Source organism: Aliinostoc sp. HNIBRCY26, from assembly GCF_050235535.1.
Lineage (GTDB): Bacteria > Cyanobacteriota > Cyanobacteriia > Cyanobacteriales > Nostocaceae > Trichormus.
Genome location: NZ_CP189852.1, coordinates 3,229,770 through 3,252,145, shown reverse-complemented (window position 1 = coordinate 3,252,145; position 22,376 = coordinate 3,229,770). Strand labels below are relative to the sequence as shown.

The window sequence follows — 22,376 nt, the reverse complement described above, 5'->3', positions numbered from 1 at the left end:
TCTTGAGTGGAAATTATTTTTATTTTTTTTGCTGAGGAAGGTTAACTCAAAGCGACATAGGTAAAGTGAGTCTGTATAGTTAATTTTATTAGAGCTTGATTTCCTTGGATGATCAAATGTTACCTGCTGATGCGGAAAAGAGATTTATAACATGGATACAATCTTTTGATTACCGGATTTTACGCCACCAAGAGGATGTAGAAACTGAGTTTATTGCACCAATGTTTCAGCATCTTGGTTATTTAGATAAATTCTGTGCTAGAAAGTCCAGTTTAAATTATGACCAAAATATCAAACGCAATAATCAATTAGAAAATCTGCAAATATACTTTTCCACCGATGATGTCATGCAACAAAATGCTGACACATCGTTATTAATTGTGATTGCTTTGTCACCTAATTCTAACAATTTTACGGAGGCGATCGCCCAAGCAAAGTTTTACAGCATTTATTTAAAGCCTTTATTTTTTATAATTACTAACGGTCATCAAATAAAAGTTTTTAAATACCTCCAATATCACCGCGAAGAGTGTGTTATTGATAAAAATATTTATTCTTTAAAAGTTAATAGTGCAGCTTCAGAGTTTTACCAAGAATATAATTACTCCTATATTAGCAACCTTGATAAAAATCGCATTAATACTTTAAGATATAGCCAATATAATGTCATTGAAAAAACTTTAAGACGCAATAATTTACAAGAAAATGTAGCGCAAACTGATTTTATACCTGCTATTTCACGATCAGGCGATCGCCTGATTGTCGTCAAACCCAAAGTTGTTATAGAATGCAGCCTACCGAAAGCCTTTAGAGACGGTGAATGTCTCATTAGATTTAGTGGTGTTATTCTCAGAGGTTGCCAAATTAAACTCAACCACCGAGATATTTTAGGTCAATTAATGACCGGACTAAACACCCGTCCTGAATGGGGTTGTCGGAAATTTATCAAACAAATAGATGAAAACGCCTTTGAAGTAACTTTAGGTCAAACGACAATTATCTTATCAGATTTAGAAACAGCAGATTTATGCTTATGTATTGATGTGGTTTGTCAAGAATACAAGCAATCTATTATCGAATGTGAAAATCTATTAGAAACTTGGGACTTTGAATTTATTGATTTTCTAGGTAGTCGTGGTGTACATCTATTTTCTGTAGATGCTAAATTATGGCGATTAATGCACGATTTTGCTAATGAGTTTAATTATGTCCAAGGTAAATCAGAATGGCATTTATTTCAGCAAGAAGCAATTTCTATTCGCGTGAGTCGAGGAATTCGCGATCATGCCTTTATTTTACCTAGACCTGTAAATTATTTATCTTTTTTACCGAGTGGCATAATTAATATAATTTATGAAATTAATGACATTCATATCCACTCTTTAGAAACGAGTGAAATCAATACTTGGAAACAAGATATTGGCCCGCGAGGAACTTGGACTGCTACATATACGAAACAATGGTTATTAGATAAATTTATTCCTAAAGTTATTGATTACTATGCACAGAAAAAGAATGTATCAGCATCGGAATTAAGAAAAAATATTGCTGACTATAGCAGTAACCGCACTCCTCTTTTAGAAGTGCATGAAATTCGAGAATTATTACCCTATCTGCGAGATATACAATCTTGGTTAAATAGTTATGTCGGAAATATTTCTGCTGTACTTTTAAAAGACTATTACCACACACTAACAAATTTATTCAGGAATACTGACTCATCAATAGAAGGAATGGATTATTTACTGCGTAATTTAACTTTAATGGAAGCTGGTAACACTAGAGACAAAATGAAGAGTAATTTTAACCAATGGAACTTTAAAGATATTCTCTATTATTTAGATGCTCAAGTCGGGAGAATTAATAATTATCAATATGAATCGAGTTTTACAGCAGATTTAATGACTAGAACTTTTATCTGGATTATAGAACATGGTAAAATTAGTTTCTATCAATCCCAGTTGAATGTTGCTAAAGAGGCTTTATTACCACTTTGGGAACAAAGCCGTTTTGAAATGCGTTATGTAAATCCTCACCAGATTTAATGTTTAACTATCAACAAACCTTGGGTAATCACTTTGACTCAAGATTCATGTCCATAGATATTTTTTGCTTGATTGCTGTTTCTGCTACACGACCTACTTGTTTTTGACTTAACTGCATATCAGTAAGTAACGACATCTTTGAGGTAACTGGCATCAGTTTGTTGAGTGCTACTGTCATTTCTCCCTGACCTTTACCTTGATAAGATTTGAGACTTAACGTCACCCCTGCGGGTAATCCTGGTGTATTCAGATTTTGAGATGGTGGTGCTATTTGTTCTACAGCAATATTAAAAGTAGCAATTCCTTTTTCCAGATTGATTAACTTATACGTCGTGATTTGTTGGAAATTCATCCCACCTGCATTGATATTCGAGGTAACTCGCCACTGAGATCCTACACCCACTGCTTGCTGAGGAATTTGCAACGAAAGTTGCTCAATAGAATTCGACATTTGCTGCATTAAAAGCTTGAGATTTGCATCCACTCCCTCTGGTAAAACAAAATTCAATTTTTTGGTTTTTCCTTGAGGATCTACGATAGCTGAACCTTTGAAACCAACTAACTTTTGTAATTGTGACTTGAGACTGTTAAGTGCTGCTGGCGGAAGATCGGTATCTCCCACTAAATCAACATCAGAATAATAAAACTCGTAGTGAATATCTCCATTGGGGTCTATTTTGGTGACTTTTGTCTGTAGCGTAGTCACAGTTTCTGGTTGTTTGAAACTGGGTGAAGCTTGGCCTCCTATCGAGATATTTATGTTCATTTTCATCCTCACAATCGCAGTTTCTTTCAAGTTGACTGGAGGTTGAAAACGTAATTTCTGCTTTGTTCCCGTTCCTGGGTTGAGCAGTTCTAACTGTGTTTTTTTATCAGCAGAGATAGTGTTTGTTTCGTTCTTGATGACTTGCTTTAATTCCGAGGCAGTTTCAGCTTTTACGGATGTTAAAGATGGTAAAAATCCCCATCCGAAAACTAGAAACATCATTCCACTCACAACAAAGGTTTTTTTCATATCGCCACGACTGTTATAAAAATAGTGAAATTAGCAATTTGACAATGATTTAAATACATTCTTTACTCACAATCCGATATACACATCTTCTGGCACCTGCTATGATATGCTCTTTTCTTTCTACTGTGACATCTTTTCCCAGAACCGATTGAAAAATTGTTAACTCTTGCTCGCATAATCCTATACAGGCATTAGCCGCAGCGCAAATGGGACAGTGATTTTCAATTAATAGAAATGTCCCATCGTCTAGGGTTTGACTCTCCGCCATGTATCCTTCGTGCGATCGCAATTTTACTAAAGTTGCTAATCTGACTGCTAAGGGATCTTGACTAGATATTTGTGCTTGATAGGTAGCAAGTTGCTGTTTTGTCCTGACTTCCAGCAGCCTATCTAGTCCCACCTCCCCAAAAGCTTCTGTTACCGCCTGAATTAAACCCAAAGTTAACTCTGCATAACCATCAGGAAACAAGCGGTTAGCATCTGGGGTTAATTGCCATAGTTTAGCCGGTCGTCCCATCTCACGGGGTTCTTCTTCATAGGTAACTAAATGCTCATCTTGTAGTGCGTACAAATGCTGACGCACAGCCATTGCAGAAATCTCCAAACAAGTTGCTAACTCTTGAGAGTCCATTGCACCCTGTTGTTTAAGTAAGTTGACAATAGCGCGACGTGTGCGGACTGTGGATGATTTTTTGGGTGAGTTTTTGGTCATACTCACAAACTAAAGAAAATTCTTTACAAAGTCAAATGCAGAGGGTTATCATACTTTCTAAAGGAAAAACTTTAGAAAGTAACAATATGACTTCAGCAAAGGTGGCGATAATTACAGCTGCGAGCCGAGGCATTGGTGCAGGTTGTGCGAAAGAATTAGCCGCACAGGGTTACAATGTGGCATTAATGGCGCGATCGCCTGAAGTTTTAGATTTAGCCAAGGACTTAGGTGGTATTGCCATTCAAGGCTCAATGACCAATTTGTCAGACTTAGAACGATTAGTAGAGACAACTTTAACGACATTCGGTCGGATAGATGCAGTAGTCAATAGTTTTGGCGACCCACCCCGACGCGATTTATTATCTATTTCTGATGAAATGTGGTTAGAAAACTTTGAAATGCTGTTTTTGAGTGTGGTTCGTATCGCCAGACTAGTAACAGAACCAATGCAACGTTCTGGTGGTGGTGTCATTATTAACATTTCTGCTTGTGATTCTCAAGAACCCAACTTAGGAACACCTTTTAGTGGCACACTCCGCGCTGCAATGGAAGGTTTCACAAAACTATATGCCAAGCGTTACAGAACCGATAAAATCCGTATGGTTGCCGTCGCGCCTTTTTTTGTCGCCGATTCCATGTCAGAGTTAGAAGGTTGGAATGTCCCGACAGATTTAATGTTTGGTCGTCCTGCTACCTACAGAGAGTTTGCTAAGATAGTAGCTTTTTTGATTTCCCAGGATGCCAAATTTATTACAGGTACAACCTTGAAAGTAGATGAAGCCTATTCTGCGGCTATTTAACTTAAATCTCCTGACAGATACTTTGTAGTATTTGTCTTAACCAAATACTCGCCTGATCCTGATTTGTAAGTTTACTCCACAACATAGAAATCATCCAAGGTTCCGTTTGTACAGGAAGTTCAAAGATTTCTAACGTATTTTGGTCAGCAAATGGTGTTACTAGTCGTGATGGAATGACAGTTACCAAATCGCTGGATGAAATCACCGCAGGTAATATGAGCAAATGCGGTGTAGTTAACATCACACGACGCTGAAGATGATATTTTGCTAGCACCTTGTCGATTTCACCAATGTCGTCTCGTCGGAGGGTAAAAAGAGCTTGAGGAACACTAGCGAAAATTTCCGGTGTGATGCTTCCTTGGCTAATTACAGGATGTCCAAGGCGACAAATACCAACAAAATGTTCTTGAAATAATGGCATCTGTATAGATTGTCTGGGGGAATTTTGAAAAAAACCCAGTGCAACATCTATTTCTCGTTGCTCTAATAGCTCTCCTACAGAATCTTTTTCAAAACCAATGAGTCGAAAATTAACATTTGGCGCAACTTGACGACACACTTCTAACAACTTAGGGACAACTACATAGCTGGTGTAATCTGAACTACCAATAGCGAAGGTATGCTTAGAAGTTTTGGGGTCAAAACTGCGACTAGATTCTAGTGTTTGGCGGATTTGTTGGAGAGCCGCTGAAATCCCTGGTGCAATTTCCAAAGCTTTCGCTGTTGGCTGCATCTCTCTTCCGATACGGATAAATAACTCATCTTGAAAAAGTAGGCGTAATCTTCCTAGTGCCGCACTCATCGCTGGTTGTCCTAGATACAGGCGTTGTGCTGCTACCGTCACACTGCGTTCCTCCAACAGTACCTCAAAGGCCACCAGCAAGTTGAGGTCAATGGAGGATAAATCTATTAATCCCATTAATTCAATATATCTTTAAAATCAATTTGCTTAATTTATAACATCTCAGTAGAGTAATTCTAAAAGTATTTCTTAGGTCACAAAAATGGCGACTCCAACGAGAATTGCAGTGGTAACAGGCAGTAATCGCGGTTTAGGATATGCTATTGCTCGAAAGTTAGCCCAAAAGGGTATCCGTGTAATCTTGACGAGTCGTAATGAAACAGATGGTGTCAAAGCCAAGCAGCAATTAGCTGGTGAAGGACTGGATGTAGACTATCACGTACTCAATGTTACTGATGACACAAGTGTGCAAGATTTTACTATATGGCTGCGTGAAACCTATGGTAGTGTAGATATTCTAGTCAACAATGCAGGTGTCAATCCCACCACTCAACCAGAAGAGTCTAGTTTGCTGACGGTGCAACTAGCAACGATGCAAGCCACCTTTGAAACTAACGTTTTAGCGGTAGTAAGAATTTGTCAGGCATTAATTCCCTTAATGCAGGTCAATAATTATGGCCGTATCGTCAATGTTTCTACAGAAATGGCTGCTTTAGCCACGATTAACCATGATTATTACCCTCTAGCACCATCTTATCGGCTTTCTAAGGTGGGTGTGAATGCTATAACAGCGATTTTGGCTAAAGAACTACAAGGGACTAACATTCTGGTAAATGCCTATTCTCCTGGTTGGATGAAAACGGATATGGGGGGAGAGAACGCACCATTTACAGCAGAAGAGGGAGCAGAAACAGCTGTTTATTTAGCAACGCTTCCCGATGGCGGATTTCAAGGACAGTTTTTTGCAGAGATGCGGAAGTTCGGTGGCCCATTTACATTACAGTGGTAGGTCAATATGGAAAATGCTGTAGGTTTACCGCCTATTTACGAGGATACGCCGATTGATTTAGTTCCTAATCGAGTCATCACCTCTTTCCCTGCCTATACTTTTTTAGAAAATCTGGCGATCGCTGCCGATGGTACAATCTTTGTCACCAATCACGAAATTGGCCAGATTGTGCGCGTCACCCCAGATGGTAATCAGGAAATTCACGCTACTGTTGCAGGTAAAGTCAGTGGTCTAGCTTTCACTAGCGATGGAGATTTGGTTGCTACAGGTTGGAATGCTGATTCTGTACCTGTGGTATTTTTAGTTACCCAAGATGGTACAGTCAAAACCTTATTGACCTTACCAGATGCCATATTTCTCAACGGGATTACCCCACTCTCAGACAATCAATATTTGACAGCAGATTCCTATCGTGGTGCAATTTGGCTCATTGATATTGCTCAACCCAGTGCGTCAATTTGGTTAGAACATCCGTTGCTGGCTCGTAGTAATTCCGAAAATCCCATCCCAGCTGCTAATGGCATCAAACGTTTTTGCCGAACAATATATGTTTCTAATACAGAGCAAATGTTGTTATTACGGATTCCCCTTGGTATGGATGACCATCCGAGTGAGCCGGAAATATTTGTAGAGAAGACTAATATTGATGACTTTGCTTTTGACTTAGAAGGCAACCTTTACGGAGCAACCCACATTTATAACAGTGTGGTGCGGATTGGTACTGATGGCATCACAACTATTATTGCTCAAGCCGAGCAAGGTGTAATTGGTAGTACAGCTGTGGCCTTTGGTCAAAGCGAAAGTGATCACACCGCAATTTATGTTGTCACCAACGGTGGGATGTTTTTACCTCTACCTTCGGGAGTTTTTCCGGCTAATGTCGTCCGTCTAGAAGTCGGGAAAGCTGGATACGACTTTACTTAACGCGAGTTCGATAAATTCAGAAGAACCCCTCTCCAAACCTCTCCCCGACACGGCTATCCATTACCCGGATCTTTCTCAACATTTACGAGAGTATTCACTCACGCTTTTTCTAACCCTGATTACTTCGTCCTTGATTCTCAATAAAAAGCCAATTTTAGCGAGAATACAAAAACCGAACTTGTCAAGTATGCTTGACCCCTCAGTCTTCAAGATGACTATAGAACAAGCGTTTTAGGATTGTAAAGAAAGATGTGGGTAACGCATAGCCGACACGGAGAGAGGCTTTAAAAGTTTAATTTTCCCTTGGTTAGTTTCTTTTTTACTCCCCTCTCCGTGTCGGAGAGGGGCTGGGGGAGAGGTTAAAAAACACTTGTCGGTAGGGGAAGAAAAATGTGCTTCTTCTATGTTTTGTTCATAGCCTCGCTAGTTGGAGGCTGACGTATTTGTCAATATTCTGATGGGTAGCCGTAGCAATGGAACAAGATGATCAAATTATCACAGTAGTCATTACCCAAGTGGTCAAAGCAGGGTGCGAAACTGCTTACGAGGCTTGGTTGAAAAATATTACCAGTGTCGCCAGAACCTATCCTGGTCATATGGGTACAAACATCATTCGTCCCCTTCTTGGTGTCCGACCTGAATATGTGATTATCTTCCGGTTTGACGGCTATGAAAATATGAAAACTTGGATAACATCACGAGATCGCGAATATTGGCTAGCTCAAGGCCAATCCTTAGTAGAATCTGAACCCCATGTTCAACATATTAGCGGTTTAGAAGCTTGGTTTTCTCTTCCTGGTCAACCACTCAAAACACCACCACGCTATAAAACAGCTTTGCTGACTTGGGGATCTGTATATATTTTGATTAATTTATTGAATACATTTATTACACCTCTGCTGCGAGGTCTACCACCACTGATTATTTCCTTTGTTATTACTGTGACTATGGTTTTGCTATTAACCTATGTAGTCATGCCTAGAGTTACCCGTTTATTCCGGTCTTGGTTATATCCTAAACATGGCTAACAGATTTTAGTATTTTTTTTTACTTGCACTTGTTAAATTTCATTTTCCTGTCGAAAATGAAGATTGTTCAAACAGCCTGTAAATGCAAACGGGTGACAGTGCATGGTTAGAATGCTCAAACAACTGCGCCGCCAAGAGTCCATGAGATCCCGTAGGGATGAATTTTATCACTACCCAGGAACTCTACCAGGAACAATCATCATTGATGCAGATGCTCCACCACCAACGATTTATTTAATAGACTACAACCAAACTAATTTTATTCGCCAACAAGTAGCGACCCCAGAAGAATGTATTCCCTATCTTGACCAAGAATCTGTTTCTTGGGTAGATGTCCAGGGTTTAGGTAATCAGGACATTTTAGAAAGAATGGGAAAGGTCTTTGAATTATCGTCGCTGGTTTTAGAAGATGTGGTCAATGTCTCGGAGCGTCCGAAAGTCGAAGATTATGATGACCAACTACTATTTATTGCGCGGATGGTAGTCCCTAAAGAAAGAGACTATGGTTTTTATAGTGAACAAGTCAGTTTAATTTTAGGTAAATATTATCTGCTCACAGTCCAAGAAGAACCAGAACATGATTGTTTTGAGGGTGTAAGAGTCAGAATTGAAAGAGGAAAAGGAATTATCCGCAAGCAAGGCTCAGATTATTTAGCTTATGCTTTACTAGATGCTATTGTTGACGGGTTTTTTCCGGTTTTAGAGCGTTACGGCGAACAATTAGAAGATTTAGAAGAAGAAGTAATCGCTAAACCTACCCGCAAAACCCTACAAAAAATTTACCAACTGCGGCGAGAATTATTGCAATTACGCCGTGCTATCTGGCCACAACGGGACGCGATTAATGCTTTAATACGCGATCGCAGTGACTTAATTAGTGAAGATGTACAAATTTATTTAAGGGATTGCTACGACCATGCAGTCCAAGTCATGGATATGGTAGAAACTTACCGAGAGCTAGCATCTGGCTTGATGGATGTGTACCTCTCAGCCGTCGGTAACAAAATGAATGAAGTGATGAAGCTACTCACAGTAGTTTCCTCTATCTTCATTCCCCTAACTTTTATTGCAGGTATTTACGGTATGAACTTCAATACCGATAAATCGCCATATAATATGCCCGAACTGAATTGGTATTGGGGTTATCCACTTTGTCTAGCCATCATGGGATTCATCGGTTTTGGTTTATTATTTTTATTCTGGCAACGGGGTTGGTTAGAAAATTCTACCAGCATTAAGCGGGAATGAGGGATTGGGGACTGGGGATTGGGGATTGGGGATTGGGGACTCTGCGGTTGGTGTACACACAAGTCTTATAATTTCTCACATCGTTTTGATCCCACATAGCCCCCTTAAAAAGCCAAATGCAGTGGCTCCTCTCTTGAAGGGGGATTTAGGGGGATATAAGCATAGAAGAAATATTATATGGAGTCTCAATTTTAAAATATGACTACAAATAGTGACCAAAATTTAGTAGTATTAACTCTTTATATTCTTGGAGTTGCTTACGTCTTTAATTTAATGGTGGAATCCGTTGATGATCGGATTAAATATGAATTTAAAAAAGGCGAGGTAGACGACAAGCTGAAAGAACAAGGTCTAGCCGAAAAAATTAGTGTCAACTTTAAATTTAAAGCATCAGAGCCAATAGACGAACTCAAAGAACTCTCAATGACCATTGAGAATAAATCTGATGATTTAGCCATCTATGTAGACTGGGATAATAGCTCTTTAATCCTCAATAATAAATCATGTCGAGTCATTAGAAAATCACCAGATTTAACCCGTGACTTGGCTATATCTCAAAGTCCTAGTCTGATAGTTCCTAAGAAAACATTGACAGAAAATATCACCGCCGAGGATTTATTTGAACGTGATAAAGAAACTGGGGTTTACACAGTGAAAAAACCGCTTATGAATATTAGTGGTTTACAAAAAGGTGGGCCACCACAAAAGAAAATGTATGGCGATTTCATGAATAGAGGCAAAGAATTAGGATTTTCGTTACAACTTGTCCTCCGTTTATCAGAAATCAGAGCAGGTTTAGCTCCTGGTGCAGAATATCCTCCCATCTGCATTATTGATTGTCCCTTCACCATTAGAAAATTACCTTGGACTTACGCCTTACCTTGGAACAAAAAGAAATAATCAAACAGCACAGATGCTCTCATTGGCGATTACACTGTAACTAGGGAGAGAGTAGGCGTAGGCGGTTGCAGATCAGTTAATCCTGATTTGAGGAAAGTCCGGACTCCCCAAAGACCAGACTTGCTGGATAACTTCCAGTGCGAGCGATCGTGAGGATAGTGCCACAGAAAGATACCGCCAAATTCAGTTCTGAGCAATGAGTGCTAAGTGCTGAGTTTTTTCTCAGCACTCACAACTCAGCACTCACAACTTTTTTGGTAAGGGTGCAAAGGTGCGGTAAGAGCGCACCAGCAACGTCGAGAGGCGTTGGCTCGGTAAACCCCGGTTGGGAGCAAGGCCGTAGGAACTATGGTTGGTCTTTTACCAGTTCCGCTTGCAAAGAGCCGCTAGAGGCGTTTGGTAACAAACGTCCCAGATAGATAACCGCCTTCTTGTAGAGCAATCTACATAGAAAACAGAACCCGGCTTACTACCAACTCTCTCCTCTTTTAGTCATTGGTCAATGGTCATTAGTCAATAGTCCATAGTCTATAGCAACGACTATCAACTGTTTACTTATGACTCAGGAGATAATTTTGGCAGGGTAAGAATTTTGCCCATGTCTAAAATATGCAACGCCATGAATAAAAACCAAGCAATTTGCCATCTCAATCAATGACTAATAACTAATAACTAATGACTAATGACTAATAACTAATAACTAATGAATGTTGTTTATCCGCGCCGTCAGCGACAGCTTGAAAGTTTAGTAAGAAAGTTGGGTTTGTCAACCACTGCACCGATTAAGTGGGAATTATTGGATTTAGCGTTGACTCATCCTACTGTTTCTGATTCCGCTAATTACGAACAACTAGAATTTGTTGGTGATGCGGTGGTGCGATTAGCGGCGGCTGTGGTTTTGTGGGAAACTTATCCTGATGGACAAGTGGGAGATTTTGCGGCGATTCGTTCTGTGTTGGTGAGCGATCGCATCCTTGCCCAATTGGCCAGAGAATATGGTTTAGAGTTACATTTACTCGTCGCCGGTAGTGCCACTAGTGACAAAATTGGTCAAGAATCACGACTTGCGGACGCTTTTGAGGCTGTTTTAGGCGCGCTTTACCTCAGCACCAATAATTTAGACTTGATTCGCCCTTGGTTAGACTTCCACTTTCGCCAACTAGCCGCAGAAATTCGCCTCGATCCCGCAAGATTAAATTACAAAGCCGCCCTCCAAGAGTGGACACAGGCCCAATTCAAAGTTTTACCAGAATATCGAGTTGTGGAAATCAATCAAGCTAACCGCACTCAAGAACGGTTCATGGCGGAGGTGTGGTTGCATGATAAAAAACTCGGTGAAGGCAAAGGACGCTCTATTAAAGCCGCCGAACAAGCAGCCGCTAAGGTGGCATTTTTAGCAGTTAACCCTATTGATCAATCAACATGAGAAAAATTTTGATTGGGGTGATGGGGCCTGGAGAACAAGCAACAAGTCATGATTTACGAAATGCTTATGAATTAGGTCAACTCATTGCTCAATCGGGATGGGTTTTGTTAACTGGTGGACGAAATGTTGGTGTAATGAATGCGGCTAATCAGGGGGCAAAATCTGCTCATGGTTTAACTTTAGGCATTCTCCCCAATCGTCAACAAGAGGGTATTTCTGAGGCGGTTGATATTGCCATTTTTACAGATATGGGTAACGCTCGTAATAATATTAATGTCCTCTCTAGTAATGTAGTAATTGCCTGTGGCATCGGTGCGGGGACTGCTTCGGAAATTTCCTTGGCGGTGAAAGCCAATAAACAAGTAATTCTGTTAAATGATGATGCAGAAAGCAAAACTTTCTTTCAGAAATTATCCCCTGAAAAAATCTATATTGTTAACAGTGTGAGTGAGGCGATCGCCACTGTTAAGTCCATTCTTCCATGAATTTTTGAAAAAACAAGTTCGTAGTAAGGACTTTAGTCCTAATTTTTTCAGCACTAAAGTGCTTACTACAAACCTAAAATTGTTCTAATTATTTTCGACTTTTACGCCTCTCCAAAAAGCAACATAACCTTCAATATTCTTAGCTTTTTCCTTAGTGCTGGGATAGTACCAAGCAGCATCTTTGTTGACTTGTCCATCAACGGCGATACTGTAGTAACTAGCAATTCCTTTCCACGGACAAGTCGTGTGAGTTTCGCTCTCTTGAAAATATTCTTTGTTAATTGCATTTGGGGGAAAATAATGATTTCCTTCGACGACGATAGTTTGGTCGCTTTCAGCTAGTACAGCCCCATTCCAAGTAGCTTTAGGCATAAGTGCGTTTGTGATGAAAGTTTACATTTAACATTTTGACACTTCTGAACTCTAAAAAAATCCCCCAGCAGTTCTGAGGGAAGTTAGAGAAGGAGCGTTTTTCGATGAGAAAACTATGCAATACTAGGTTCGGTGCTGCTTTGCAGTAGGTTGATGATGGCAGCTTTTTCTAAAATTCCGACTAGTACGCCATTATCACGAATTACGGGAAGTGCTGATATTTGTTGCTGTTCGAGTAACTGCACTACTTCTAGTAATGGTTGATGGGATGGGATAGTAGTAGATGGAGTTGGTCGCATGACATCTTTGACTTGAGTTTCTGACCACAATGCTGTGTTGATACGGCGTAAGTCATCTAGTGCGATCGCACCTACTAATTGTCCTTCATTGTTGGTGACTAAAAACCGTCGCCAGTTGTTACCTAACACAATTTGTTGATCTGCAAACTCTCTTAAGCTTAAATCAGCAGGAACAATCGGACTATCAACTGTGACTGCATCGGCTGCTGTCAATCCTGTGAGTTTCTCTTGGACTCTGGCAAATTGTGCGGCGTTACCAGCATTTCTCACTAGGAAGAACCCAACTAATAGATTCCAGAAGTTAGCAAAACTACCAAATAAGAATAGAGGAATTAAACCAGAAGCGATCGCTATCCAACCAAAAATTTGTCCGACGCGACTAGCAAAGGTAATACCTCTGTAGGGTTTACCTGTAATTTTCCAAACAATTGCCTTGAGGATATTACCACCATCTAGAGGTAAACCAGGAATCAGGTTAAACAGAGCCAGCGCGAGGTTCACAGAAGCCAGAACCCCAAGAATCGCAGCTAAGGGGCCAGACACGTCACTGGTAACACCAATTACCGTAACGATACCACATAGTAACAAACTGACTAACGGCCCAGCGATCGCTACCCAAAAGGCTTCTGCTGGTGTTTTTGATTCTTCTTCTAAACTCGCCAAACCGCCAAAGATAAACAATGTGATTGAGTTGACATTAATACCTTGGCGAATGGCGACAAAACTATGTCCTAATTCGTGGGCGACGACAGAAGCAAACAACAATAACGCCGTCGTCAATCCTAGTATTAAAGCCAATCCTCCAGATAACTGGGGAAATTGTGCCATCAGTCCACCGCTATAACTCCAAGTTACCAAACCCAGAACTAGAAACCATGACGGATGGATATAAAAAGGGATACCGAAGAGATTCCCAACGCGAATTGTGCCGTTCATGTCGTTCACCTTTGATTTCAGCAGCGAGAGTTGTGTCTTTCACCTCTCGTTGTGGATATTGTAACGAAGTATTAAGCAATTTTAATATTTCTAACGGTAGTAGTGTCCGTATGTTCAGGTGTGGTTAACAAGGCAATGAGTCAATAGTCAATAGTCATTAGTCATTAGTCAATAGTCATTAGTCAATAGTCATTAGTCAATAGTCATTAGTCACTACTCATTACTCATTACTCAACACTCACTACTCAGCACATACACTGATACCAATTCAAAATTTGATGACTTTACAGTATATTTACTGAATATTTATCAATATTCTAAAGTTGATGAATTTTTATTAACTTAATATAAAGAGAGATAAATCTATCTCGTAGACAACGGTTGATACAGATTAATATGTGGAAAATAATTTATCCCATCTGAAAGGTGCTACCAATAGATTGCTTTATTGTAAAATCTAATACTTACCCCAGTAAAACTTATTGTAAAAAAGAATACTGGTATAAAGGACATAATCAAGCCAACTAATTTTAGATTTTAGGTTCAATTCCATAATCCAAAATTTAAAATCTAAAATTCGGAAGGTCAAACATCAGATGACGCACCTTCCTAACATATCACAAGGACAACATACACCTATCCAATAAACGGGACTATCAGTTTATTGATAGAAATACTTCTCTCATTTGCTAGAAGTAGTAAAAAACAATGCAGAAATAGTATGAAAACAGGAATTCATCAAAAGCTGTATTTCATCAATTAAACTACCAAATTACTATTGTCATTCAACTATTACAATGCTCTCTCACATTCGGGGTATTCAAGATATGATTTCATCTGGAGTAGAAATAAAAGTTAGTCGTTTAGAGTCTATAGTTGAGCAAATTGGAGAAGCTGTACTTTCTACGACAGAAACCATTGAGCGTCTAGCAGACAGACTAGAAAATCTTAGTTGCCAAGTAGAAGCACAAGGTAAACAATTGCAACAGCAAGGATATCAAATATTTGCTTTATGTGATGCCGTCCAAAGCCTTGCAGAATCTCAAGATGATTCATTACAAAAACTAGCCCAACTCACACAAACTTTAGACAAATTAACTACATTAATTCAGGGATTAGATGAAGATGAGTGATGAGTGCTGAGTAATGAGTAATGAGTAATGAGTAATGAGTAATGAGTGCTGAGTAATGAGTAATGAGTAATGAGTAATGAGTTTTGATGGAGAACTAAATTCTACCTTGTCCACCTTGTCTACCTTTTCCCCAATCCCCCACTCTTCTTTCTTCATTTTGAATTTTGAATTTTGAATTTTGAATTTTGAATTTTGAATTGATTCGTCCCCATTCCCTATACCCTTAATTGAGTAACTGCAATATTTCCAGAAAAACAAACATCGACATCACTTCCAGGGGTGCGATCGCGTTTGCCGTATTCACCGACATAATAAAAATCATCACCGTCAATGCGATAGTTGACGGGTAAGGGTTTATTACATGGTTGGCAAAATACTATCTCTGGTTCGGGTTCTCCTGGTTGGAGATGGGGTAAATTTACATTCCAAAAACACCAAGGTTCTAGGGGACGGTGCAGTAAATCGGCTAAAATTTCCACGGTTAACTTAGCTGCAAATTCCCAATCGAAATTTTGCTTGGCTTTACGATAGTGAGATATCGCAATTCCAGGGATACCGTGCATCGCAGCTTCTCTCACCGCCGCTACAGTACCAGAAATATAAGCATCAACTCCTAAGTTACCGCCAGCATTAATTCCAGACAAGACAAATTTAGTGTCTTGGCATAAATGCGTTACCGCAATTCTGACACAATCAGCAGGAGTACCGGCGATCGCGTATTCAAATTCCGAACGCTGTTGTAATTTAATGGGGCGAGTAGTGGTAACTTGATGACCACAACCAGATTGATGATCCCTGGGTGCAGCCACAATAAACTTTTGACCATTTACAGCTTGCACCAAAGCCTTAATCCCTGGAGCATCAATCCCGTCATCGTTAGTTAAGATTATGGTCATATAATTTGTAATTCGTAATTAAAAAAATAGATCCTCACTTTATCGTCAATTCAAGGGTTTAAGACCCCTAAGTCTATACGTAGTATCAGTTGATTTGGGGTTTAAATCCCCAACTCCAACTGTCTTTAATTTTGAATTTTGTAGGCGTAAGCCTTCCCGTAGGGTATTTTGAATTTTGAATTTTTAATCAGTTGCGTCCCAGGCGTTGAGGAAATTCCAGTCTTCATTATCTTCAGAAGTTGTAGGTTGCTGATGAACGGGTTCTTTTCCTTGCAACAAGTTGTCATATTCACCTGAGTCTACCCATTTCAACAGTTCAGATGCTCTCATTACCGTCCAAGGTAGAAGATGTTCCATAAAGCTAAAAGTTTTAGCAAATTTATCTAAATTATCGAGATTTGTAAATTCAAAAGCACGCGCTTGGGTGACAAAATCATTAATGGTGTCTTCATTTAAATACTCTTGAGGTAAACCCCCCAATTTCATCAAAGCAGTAATTGCCACATCTTGATTTTGACACGCCAATAAACCAGCGCGATCGGCGGTAAATTTAGCCATAATTATCCAGTTGTATAAAGCAATTTCTATGCCGTTAGCAGCTAATCCACCTATACCAAAGGTGGTGCTACTAATTAAATTTTTCACCACTGGCATGATATGCGCCATTTGCTGGTACGCCAAGTATTTACCTTTGATGCGTGCGACTTCGTGTCCGAATACGAACAACAATTCATCATGGGAAAGCCATTCCATCCCCTCCAGATTGATCCCCACCACTGGCTTTTCTACCCCAACAGCGTAGGCTTTGATGTATCCTGTACCGCGAAACAGAAAAAGTTCTGGGGTGGGGTTAATATCGAGGATATTGCAGGTTTCCGTAAAAGCACCATAGAGACTGGGAAAATTGCGCGGCGTAACTTTGAATTCACTTCCAGTGATTTGCATCCGCAGCAATCTATCAATCCCGTACTCATTAACTTTATTCAACAATAGAGGTAATACAGGGGTTCGCTCCAAAGACATTAAAGCCTTGTGGTCAAACGGATGCTCATAAAACTCGGTTTTCAAACCAGGAAAATGCTTTTTTTCCATACTTGTGTGCTTTTAACACAATAAAATTCACTATAAAAAAGTAGCAAGTATCTTAGTTAAGATATCAGAAATAGCATCTTAGGTGATGAAGAGCGATCGCTTTTTTCTTGGTCGTACTTGGTTACTGTGTGTATTCTAAGAGACGGTAGTTGCAATCCAAACATCTTAGATGTAAAATACCGTGATGGTAATCTAAGTGACATAGCTCCATCACTCTAGAAAATGACATCATAGAGAGTAAAAAGTTTTTGACCGCTAATTAGATAGGTGAGATTAGACAATTGCATCAGATAACATTGCCACGAAAGGTGTCACGCAACAGGTCAAAAACAACAAAATTATGGTCAAAAATCTTGAATTTTCACAGTTGCAATTTTCATAATTTACTCGTGAGTCAATATACAAACTACTAAACAATAACAGAAAGTTAGATGGCGACCGGAATACCAAGCAGATTCAAACACAACAGCACTTCAAAAAACAGTAACGCCATATCTTTTAGGCTAGATTATGAGGGAAAATTAGCATTTGAAGAGATTTTAAATATTTCTCCAGCACAGTTGCAATGTGTTGCTAGCGTTGAAAAACAGCCGAAAAATCGATTAATTTATGGTGAAAATTTAAGAGTTATTAGAGCTTTATTAGATGACGATAATATTGCTGGTAATGTAAGGTTAGTTTACATTGATCCACCTTATGCCACAGGTGGTGATTTTGAATCTAGAAAACAAAATCATGCTTATCATGATGTCATTAGTGGGGCTGATTACTTAGAATTTCTGCGTCAAAGATTAATTTTGCTCAGAGAGCTAATGGCTGATGATGGTTCTATCTACGTCCATCTAGATGATAATATGGCTTTTCCTGCAAAAGTTTTGATGGATGAGATTTTTGGTTCTAAAAATTTCCGCAATTGGATTACAAGAAAAAAATGTAATCCTAAAAACTATACAAAAAAACAATATGGCAATATTTCAGACTATATTTTGTTTTATACAAAAACTGCAAGTTATGTGTGGAATCAATCCTTTGAAGCGTGGACAGACGGTACTTCTAAAAAAGAATATCAATATATAGAAGAAGAAACAGGAAGACATTATAAAAAAGTTCCTATTCATGCTCCAGGAACAAGAAATGGTGCTACTGGTCAACCCTGGCGTGGGATGCTTCCCCCTCCTGGTAAACATTGGCAGTATAAACCTGAAACCTTAGATGAAATGGATGCTAGAGGTGAAATTTATTGGTCTCCTACCGGTAATCCCAGAAGAAAGGTTTATCTTGACAATAGTAAAGGAATTCCAGTCCAAGATATCTGGCTTGATTTCAAAGATGCCCATAATCAAAATATCAAAATTACAGGTTATCCCACTGAAAAGAATTCAGAAATGATGAAGCGTATTATTCTTGCCTCTTCTAATCCAGGAGATATAGTATTAGATGCTTTTTCTGGAAGTGGTACAACAATCGCAGTTGCAGAAGAACTAGAAAGACAATGGATAGGTATTGATAATTCACTACTAGCAATAGAAACTACCGTTCATCGCCTCGCCAGAGGTACTGAAGCAATGGGTGATTTTATTAAAATTAATGGTATGCAGTCAAAACAACAATCCTTATTAGACAGCAACCGCGTTTTACATAGTGGACTTGATTTATATGTGGAGATAGCGTCAGATTTACAAAATATTCCAGAAAGCTGCATTAAAGATTGGCATAGTAAACTTAACTTTCAAGCCAATCTCTGGTAAATCTTTCATCTAGCATTTTGAGTGTACACACCATAACTCTTCCTTGACCGTATTTTTCTAAAGCGGCGTAGTCATTCCACATAGAACCAAGTGTAAGTCCAGGCCCGTCATTGAGAAAAAAGACTTTTAGAGGTAATTTATATCCTCCAGCATATCTGAGAATATCGCTAACTTTATCTCTATTTCCTCCGGTGCGATCATCCTCTTGCGCTCCTCCTCTATCGGAATCATAACGAGCAAAGCCTATTACTAGCGGTGTTTGATCATGACGGGAAATGAGAATATCTGCTGGTGTTTTTGTCTCCCAATCTGGTAAAACTTCATTTAGCATAACATCTCTACCAGCACGCGCCGGCCCTTGAATTGAGTAATCATCAGCAAAATTTGACTCAAACCATAAGAAAAATGCTTCTGTGAGTTCGTATCCTTTCTGCCCACGGCTTTTATATTCCATCAGAATAGCCATGAGTGCTTCATCAGGGTTAGGACGACTAGCTAAATTGGCTCTAATTTCCTCTATTGTTCTAAATCTATGCCCATAATCATCTATGATGTTAGTGATTTTTTTCTTAACCTTTAACATCTCAACAGATGTGTCTGGTGATACGTATTTGCGAAAAACTCTTAGTAACTGAGTGCGTGATGGGTTAGGTGTTTCCGCAATACGGATCAGCAAATTAGCCGAGCTGTTGGCTAGGTAAACTAATTCTGTAAACTGATCAATGACGCTGCTATAAATAGTTTTTGCTTCATCAAGATAGTCTGGATAAAATTGGGAGTCGATGAAAGTAATGTATTGAGAAGCTCTATTTTGATAGTCAGCAAATGAAGTCAAGGGGTATCTCCTGAAACTTGATCGAATTCTGAGGTAAGTTGTTTGACTAGATCAATCTATGGAGTAAGTGATTTTGACATTAGTTGTATAGTATTTTTGATGCTAATCGGTATTATAGGATTATCAAATGCAGCAGCTCCTCAACCAAGTTTTTATCAGGCTCATCTTACCGATACTGACGGTAATTTTAGCTTCTTCGTTATTTGCCACCTCTGCATTAGCTACGGGTGTTTATCAAATACCCAACCTGACAGCAGGTGATTCTACTTGGGTTGTAGACCAAGGTGAAGTTATCAGCCGTATCAATGAAGGTCAGATTAGTGGTAACTTTGATGACTTGGCGAAGAAAACAGGAAACGAAGTCAGATTTGTGACAATTCGTCGCTTAGATTACGGTGAAACTCCAGACAGCTTTGCAAAATCACTGTTTGATAGATGGTTTCCGACTCCAGAAGCTAAAGCCAATCAAACTTTGTTAGTGCTGGATACAGTAACTAACGGTACAGCAATCATTTCTGGGGAGCAAGTTAAATCTCTGCTAACAGATGAGATTGCAATCAGTGTAGCGGAAGAAACATTAGCTGCACCCTTGCGCGATGGTAATAAATATAATCAGGCATTTTTGGATGCTAGCGATCGCCTAGTTGCAGTTCTCTCCGGTCAACCTGATCCCGGCCCCCCGCAAATCGTTGACAAAGTACAGGTAGAAGGAACTTTCAAAAAGGCTGAAGAAACTGACAAAGGTAACGCCACAGCTTGGGTAGTGGGACTGTTAATCGCCGCCACTATTATCCCAATGGCGACTTACTATATTTATTTGGCAGTTCAACCATCGTCGGAAGGGTAGGAAAGGCAAAGGGAAAAAGACAAAAGAAAAAAGGGCGTTGCTGATTAATGGGATGATTGATGTTTCGCGCATTCGCCGCAAGGCGTTCTCGCAGAGTAGGCGCAAAGGCGCAAAAAATCGTTAGTTTACTTTGCTAAGAAAGCTTAATTCATCCGGCATTGATACAACTCCAGATTTTTTTGCCTTTTTCCTTTTTACTTTTGCCTTAGTCTTGGATATACTCTTGCCCTGTGACTAAAGCTACTTCTGCGCGGATAAATTCACGACCTAAATAAGCAGCGTGGTCTAGCTGACTGACAGGACAGGGCTGAGTTTCTTCAAAAATTCTCACACTTAATTCTTTGGCTGTTCTCCCACTAAATACTGTGGTGTGGGTGCGTTCCACCTTACCCTTAGCAGGAATGACTTTTCCGGTTACGGGATCTACAGCTAAACCACGGTCATCAATGATGTTTGTAAAATGTTTGGCATAGATTAAACCTTCTGCCCTGTCTAAATAGATAATGAAATATCCATAGGGATCAAGGTCAATGTGACGCTGAGAAAGCCTATCATCAATTGCCGCCAAATTTTCTAATATCAAATCCATAATCGGTCTCAAAACTAAATTTATCTATTCCGAGTTTTTACACTACAGATCAAGTGTAAATCTTTCTCAGCTAACAGTTACCAATTAATTGACAATTACTAGTTTGATGGATTTTGTTTACTAAAAGGTAACTCTGCATTAATGGCGGCAATTTCTTGCTGTTCTAGTTGGTTTACTTCGTGAATGTAGGGCAATAAAATCTGTGACAGACGACCATTATAGAATCTGTGCAAACTGTAATTAGGCGTAGCAGGGAATCCACGGCGTTTTTTATGTCTGCCGCCTGCACCGGGATCAAATAATTGGATACCGTTAGCGATCGCCCATTCAATCGGTGCATAATAGCAAGCATCAAAATGTAAACTATCGATTTCTTGAAAACTACCCCAATAGCGTCCGTATAATCTATCGTCTTTAAATAAGCAAAAGGACATTCCCACGGGGTGACGTTCATCTTCTTCGCTATAAGCGGCAAAAAATACCACTCGATGGCGATAATTATGGTGTAACTGCTCAAAAAATTGTTTTGTCAGATATTTACTTCCCCACCAACCAAACTTATCGCAGGTATCAGCATAAAAATCGTACATTAAGGAAAACAAAGATTTAGGAATATCATCCCCAGTTACAGGCTTGAGTTTTAAGCCAACTTTTTCTACGGCTTTGCGTTCTCGTTTAATATTGCGACGTTGGTTAGCATTAAACACTGCCAAATAATCATCAAAATTCTCAAATCCTGAATTTTCCCAGATATAACTATGATGCAACCAAGGGGTGAAACCTGTTTGTGTTAAAACTGGTCGCCATTCGGGATCAACATAGAGGAAATGACAGCCAGAAATCCGATTTTTGATACAAAAAGCATCAATTTCATGTACCATCATCGCGGTAATTTCCGCCTCATCTTCCCCTGGTGCAATTAAAAATCGATAACCTTCAGCTGGTGTAAATGGAGTCATCCCCAAAAGTTTCGGGTAGTATTGTACACCTATACGTTCTGCCAACTCTGCCCATTGGTGATCAAAGACAAATTCACCATAACTATGGCCTTTCAGGTACAAAACAGCAGCAGCAATCAAGGTTCTGTCGCGCCACAGGGTTAAATGATTGGGTAGCCAACCAGTTTTAGCTGTAGCACTGTGGGAACTTTCCAGATTATGCAACCAATTCCACTCTAAAAAAGGAGTTTTCAGGGGTAAGGCTAAAGCATCCCAAGCATCTTGAGGGACTTCTGCAACTTTGTTGATCCAAACGCTAGAATAACGCGGCTTGAGTTTTTCTACCATTTTTGGGGA

22 protein-coding genes and 1 other RNA gene are annotated in these 22,376 nt (G+C 39.5%); 13 read left to right on the top strand and 10 right to left on the bottom strand.

The window, feature by feature from the left end; translation table 11 throughout:
- Positions 1-104: 104 nt before the first annotated feature.
- Positions 105-2,045 carry a hypothetical protein gene (locus ACQFX9_RS13895; RefSeq protein WP_427162536.1) on the top strand — a complete coding sequence of 647 codons (1,941 nt, stop codon included), beginning with the start codon at positions 105-107 and terminating at the stop codon, positions 2,043-2,045.
- A gap of 28 nt (positions 2,046-2,073) precedes the next feature.
- Here the strand turns inward: ACQFX9_RS13895 and ACQFX9_RS13890 are convergent, their stop codons facing one another.
- Both ACQFX9_RS13890 and ACQFX9_RS13885 read right to left on the bottom strand, forming a co-directional pair.
- Positions 2,074-3,060 carry a DUF6263 family protein gene (locus ACQFX9_RS13890; protein WP_427162535.1) on the bottom strand — a complete coding sequence of 329 codons (987 nt, stop codon included), beginning with the start codon at positions 3,058-3,060 and terminating at the stop codon, positions 2,074-2,076.
- A 49-nt stretch (positions 3,061-3,109) separates the two neighbouring features.
- Positions 3,110-3,772, bottom strand: coding sequence for a helix-turn-helix transcriptional regulator (locus ACQFX9_RS13885; RefSeq protein ID WP_427162534.1), 663 nt, complete (start codon positions 3,770-3,772; stop codon positions 3,110-3,112).
- A gap of 86 nt (positions 3,773-3,858) precedes the next feature.
- Between ACQFX9_RS13885 and ACQFX9_RS13880 the strand changes: the two genes are divergently transcribed.
- A complete protein-coding gene (locus ACQFX9_RS13880; RefSeq protein WP_427162533.1) occupies positions 3,859-4,572 on the top strand; it encodes an SDR family oxidoreductase in 714 nt (237 codons plus the stop codon).
- A 1-nt stretch (position 4,573) separates the two neighbouring features.
- Here the strand turns inward: ACQFX9_RS13880 and ACQFX9_RS13875 are convergent, their stop codons facing one another.
- A complete protein-coding gene (locus tag ACQFX9_RS13875) occupies positions 4,574-5,491 on the bottom strand; it encodes a LysR family transcriptional regulator (protein ID WP_427162532.1) in 918 nt (305 codons plus the stop codon).
- Between the two features lie 85 nt (positions 5,492-5,576).
- Here ACQFX9_RS13875 and ACQFX9_RS13870 point away from each other — a divergent pair, with 85 nt between their 5' ends.
- The 8 genes from ACQFX9_RS13870 (at position 5,577) to ACQFX9_RS13835 (ending at position 12,334) form a co-directional block, all read left to right on the top strand.
- Positions 5,577-6,323: an SDR family oxidoreductase gene (locus ACQFX9_RS13870; protein WP_427162531.1), complete on the top strand. Its 747-nt coding sequence runs from the start codon at positions 5,577-5,579 to the stop codon at positions 6,321-6,323.
- 6 nt (positions 6,324-6,329) lie between these two features.
- Positions 6,330-7,247, top strand: a complete 918-nt coding sequence (locus tag ACQFX9_RS13865; protein ID WP_427162530.1) for an SMP-30/gluconolactonase/LRE family protein — start codon at positions 6,330-6,332, stop codon at positions 7,245-7,247.
- Between the two features lie 473 nt (positions 7,248-7,720).
- Positions 7,721-8,275 carry an antibiotic biosynthesis monooxygenase gene (locus ACQFX9_RS13860; protein WP_427162529.1) on the top strand — a complete coding sequence of 185 codons (555 nt, stop codon included), beginning with the start codon at positions 7,721-7,723 and terminating at the stop codon, positions 8,273-8,275.
- Positions 8,276-8,386: 111 nt separating this feature from the next.
- A complete protein-coding gene (corA, locus tag ACQFX9_RS13855) occupies positions 8,387-9,523 on the top strand; it encodes a magnesium/cobalt transporter CorA (protein ID WP_427162879.1) in 1,137 nt (378 codons plus the stop codon).
- Between the two features lie 198 nt (positions 9,524-9,721).
- Positions 9,722-10,423, top strand: a complete 702-nt coding sequence (locus ACQFX9_RS13850; protein ID WP_427162528.1) for a hypothetical protein — start codon at positions 9,722-9,724, stop codon at positions 10,421-10,423.
- 47 nt (positions 10,424-10,470) lie between these two features.
- An RNA gene (rnpB, locus tag ACQFX9_RS13845) (RNase P RNA component class A) lies at positions 10,471-10,908 on the top strand.
- 218 nt (positions 10,909-11,126) lie between these two features.
- Positions 11,127-11,849: a ribonuclease III gene (gene rnc / locus ACQFX9_RS13840; protein ID WP_427162527.1), complete on the top strand. Its 723-nt coding sequence runs from the start codon at positions 11,127-11,129 to the stop codon at positions 11,847-11,849.
- Entirely contained in the window at positions 11,846-12,334 is a 489-nt protein-coding gene (locus tag ACQFX9_RS13835; RefSeq protein WP_427162526.1) for a cytochrome, read from the top strand. Before rnc ends, ACQFX9_RS13835 begins: the two co-directional genes overlap by 4 nt.
- Before the next feature lie 84 nt (positions 12,335-12,418).
- Here the strand turns inward: ACQFX9_RS13835 and ACQFX9_RS13830 are convergent, their stop codons facing one another.
- Both ACQFX9_RS13830 and ACQFX9_RS13825 read right to left on the bottom strand, forming a co-directional pair.
- Positions 12,419-12,706: a DUF427 domain-containing protein gene (locus ACQFX9_RS13830; protein WP_427162525.1), complete on the bottom strand. Its 288-nt coding sequence runs from the start codon at positions 12,704-12,706 to the stop codon at positions 12,419-12,421.
- A 113-nt stretch (positions 12,707-12,819) separates the two neighbouring features.
- Complete coding sequence (locus tag ACQFX9_RS13825; protein ID WP_427162524.1) at positions 12,820-13,941, bottom strand: site-2 protease family protein; 1,122 nt, start codon at positions 13,939-13,941, stop codon at positions 12,820-12,822.
- 797 nt (positions 13,942-14,738) lie between these two features.
- On the opposite strand from ACQFX9_RS13825, the gene ACQFX9_RS13820 reads away from it, so the two are divergent.
- Positions 14,739-15,074 (top strand): hypothetical protein, encoded by a 336-nt coding sequence (locus tag ACQFX9_RS13820; RefSeq protein ID WP_427162523.1) that lies wholly within the window; start codon positions 14,739-14,741, stop codon positions 15,072-15,074.
- Between the two features lie 215 nt (positions 15,075-15,289).
- On the opposite strand, the gene surE is transcribed toward ACQFX9_RS13820, so the two are convergent.
- Positions 15,290-15,970, bottom strand: coding sequence for a 5'/3'-nucleotidase SurE (gene surE / locus ACQFX9_RS13815; RefSeq protein ID WP_427162522.1), 681 nt, complete (start codon positions 15,968-15,970; stop codon positions 15,290-15,292).
- 183 nt (positions 15,971-16,153) lie between these two features.
- The gene (locus ACQFX9_RS13810; protein ID WP_427162521.1) at positions 16,154-17,062 is read right to left on the bottom strand and encodes a M48 family metallopeptidase; all 909 of its coding nucleotides are present in this window, start codon (positions 17,060-17,062) and stop codon (positions 16,154-16,156) included.
- A gap of 431 nt (positions 17,063-17,493) precedes the next feature.
- Here ACQFX9_RS13810 and ACQFX9_RS13805 point away from each other — a divergent pair, with 431 nt between their 5' ends.
- Entirely contained in the window at positions 17,494-18,810 is a 1,317-nt protein-coding gene (locus ACQFX9_RS13805) for a site-specific DNA-methyltransferase (RefSeq protein ID WP_427162520.1), read from the top strand.
- On the opposite strand, the gene ACQFX9_RS13800 is transcribed toward ACQFX9_RS13805, so the two are convergent.
- A complete protein-coding gene (locus ACQFX9_RS13800; protein WP_427162519.1) occupies positions 18,785-19,645 on the bottom strand; it encodes a hypothetical protein in 861 nt (286 codons plus the stop codon). The genes ACQFX9_RS13805 and ACQFX9_RS13800 overlap by 26 nt on opposite strands.
- A gap of 127 nt (positions 19,646-19,772) precedes the next feature.
- On the opposite strand from ACQFX9_RS13800, the gene psb32 reads away from it, so the two are divergent.
- Positions 19,773-20,492, top strand: coding sequence for a photosystem II repair protein Psb32 (psb32, locus tag ACQFX9_RS13795; RefSeq protein WP_427162518.1), 720 nt, complete (start codon positions 19,773-19,775; stop codon positions 20,490-20,492).
- 205 nt (positions 20,493-20,697) lie between these two features.
- On the opposite strand, the gene ACQFX9_RS13790 is transcribed toward psb32, so the two are convergent.
- Together ACQFX9_RS13790 and ACQFX9_RS13785 are read right to left on the bottom strand one after the other, a co-directional pair.
- Positions 20,698-21,081 (bottom strand): DUF4346 domain-containing protein, encoded by a 384-nt coding sequence (locus ACQFX9_RS13790; protein ID WP_427162517.1) that lies wholly within the window; start codon positions 21,079-21,081, stop codon positions 20,698-20,700.
- Positions 21,082-21,179: 98 nt separating this feature from the next.
- Positions 21,180-22,367 carry a GNAT family N-acetyltransferase gene (locus tag ACQFX9_RS13785; protein ID WP_427162878.1) on the bottom strand — a complete coding sequence of 396 codons (1,188 nt, stop codon included), beginning with the start codon at positions 22,365-22,367 and terminating at the stop codon, positions 21,180-21,182.
- Between the last annotated feature and the right edge of the window lie 9 nt (positions 22,368-22,376).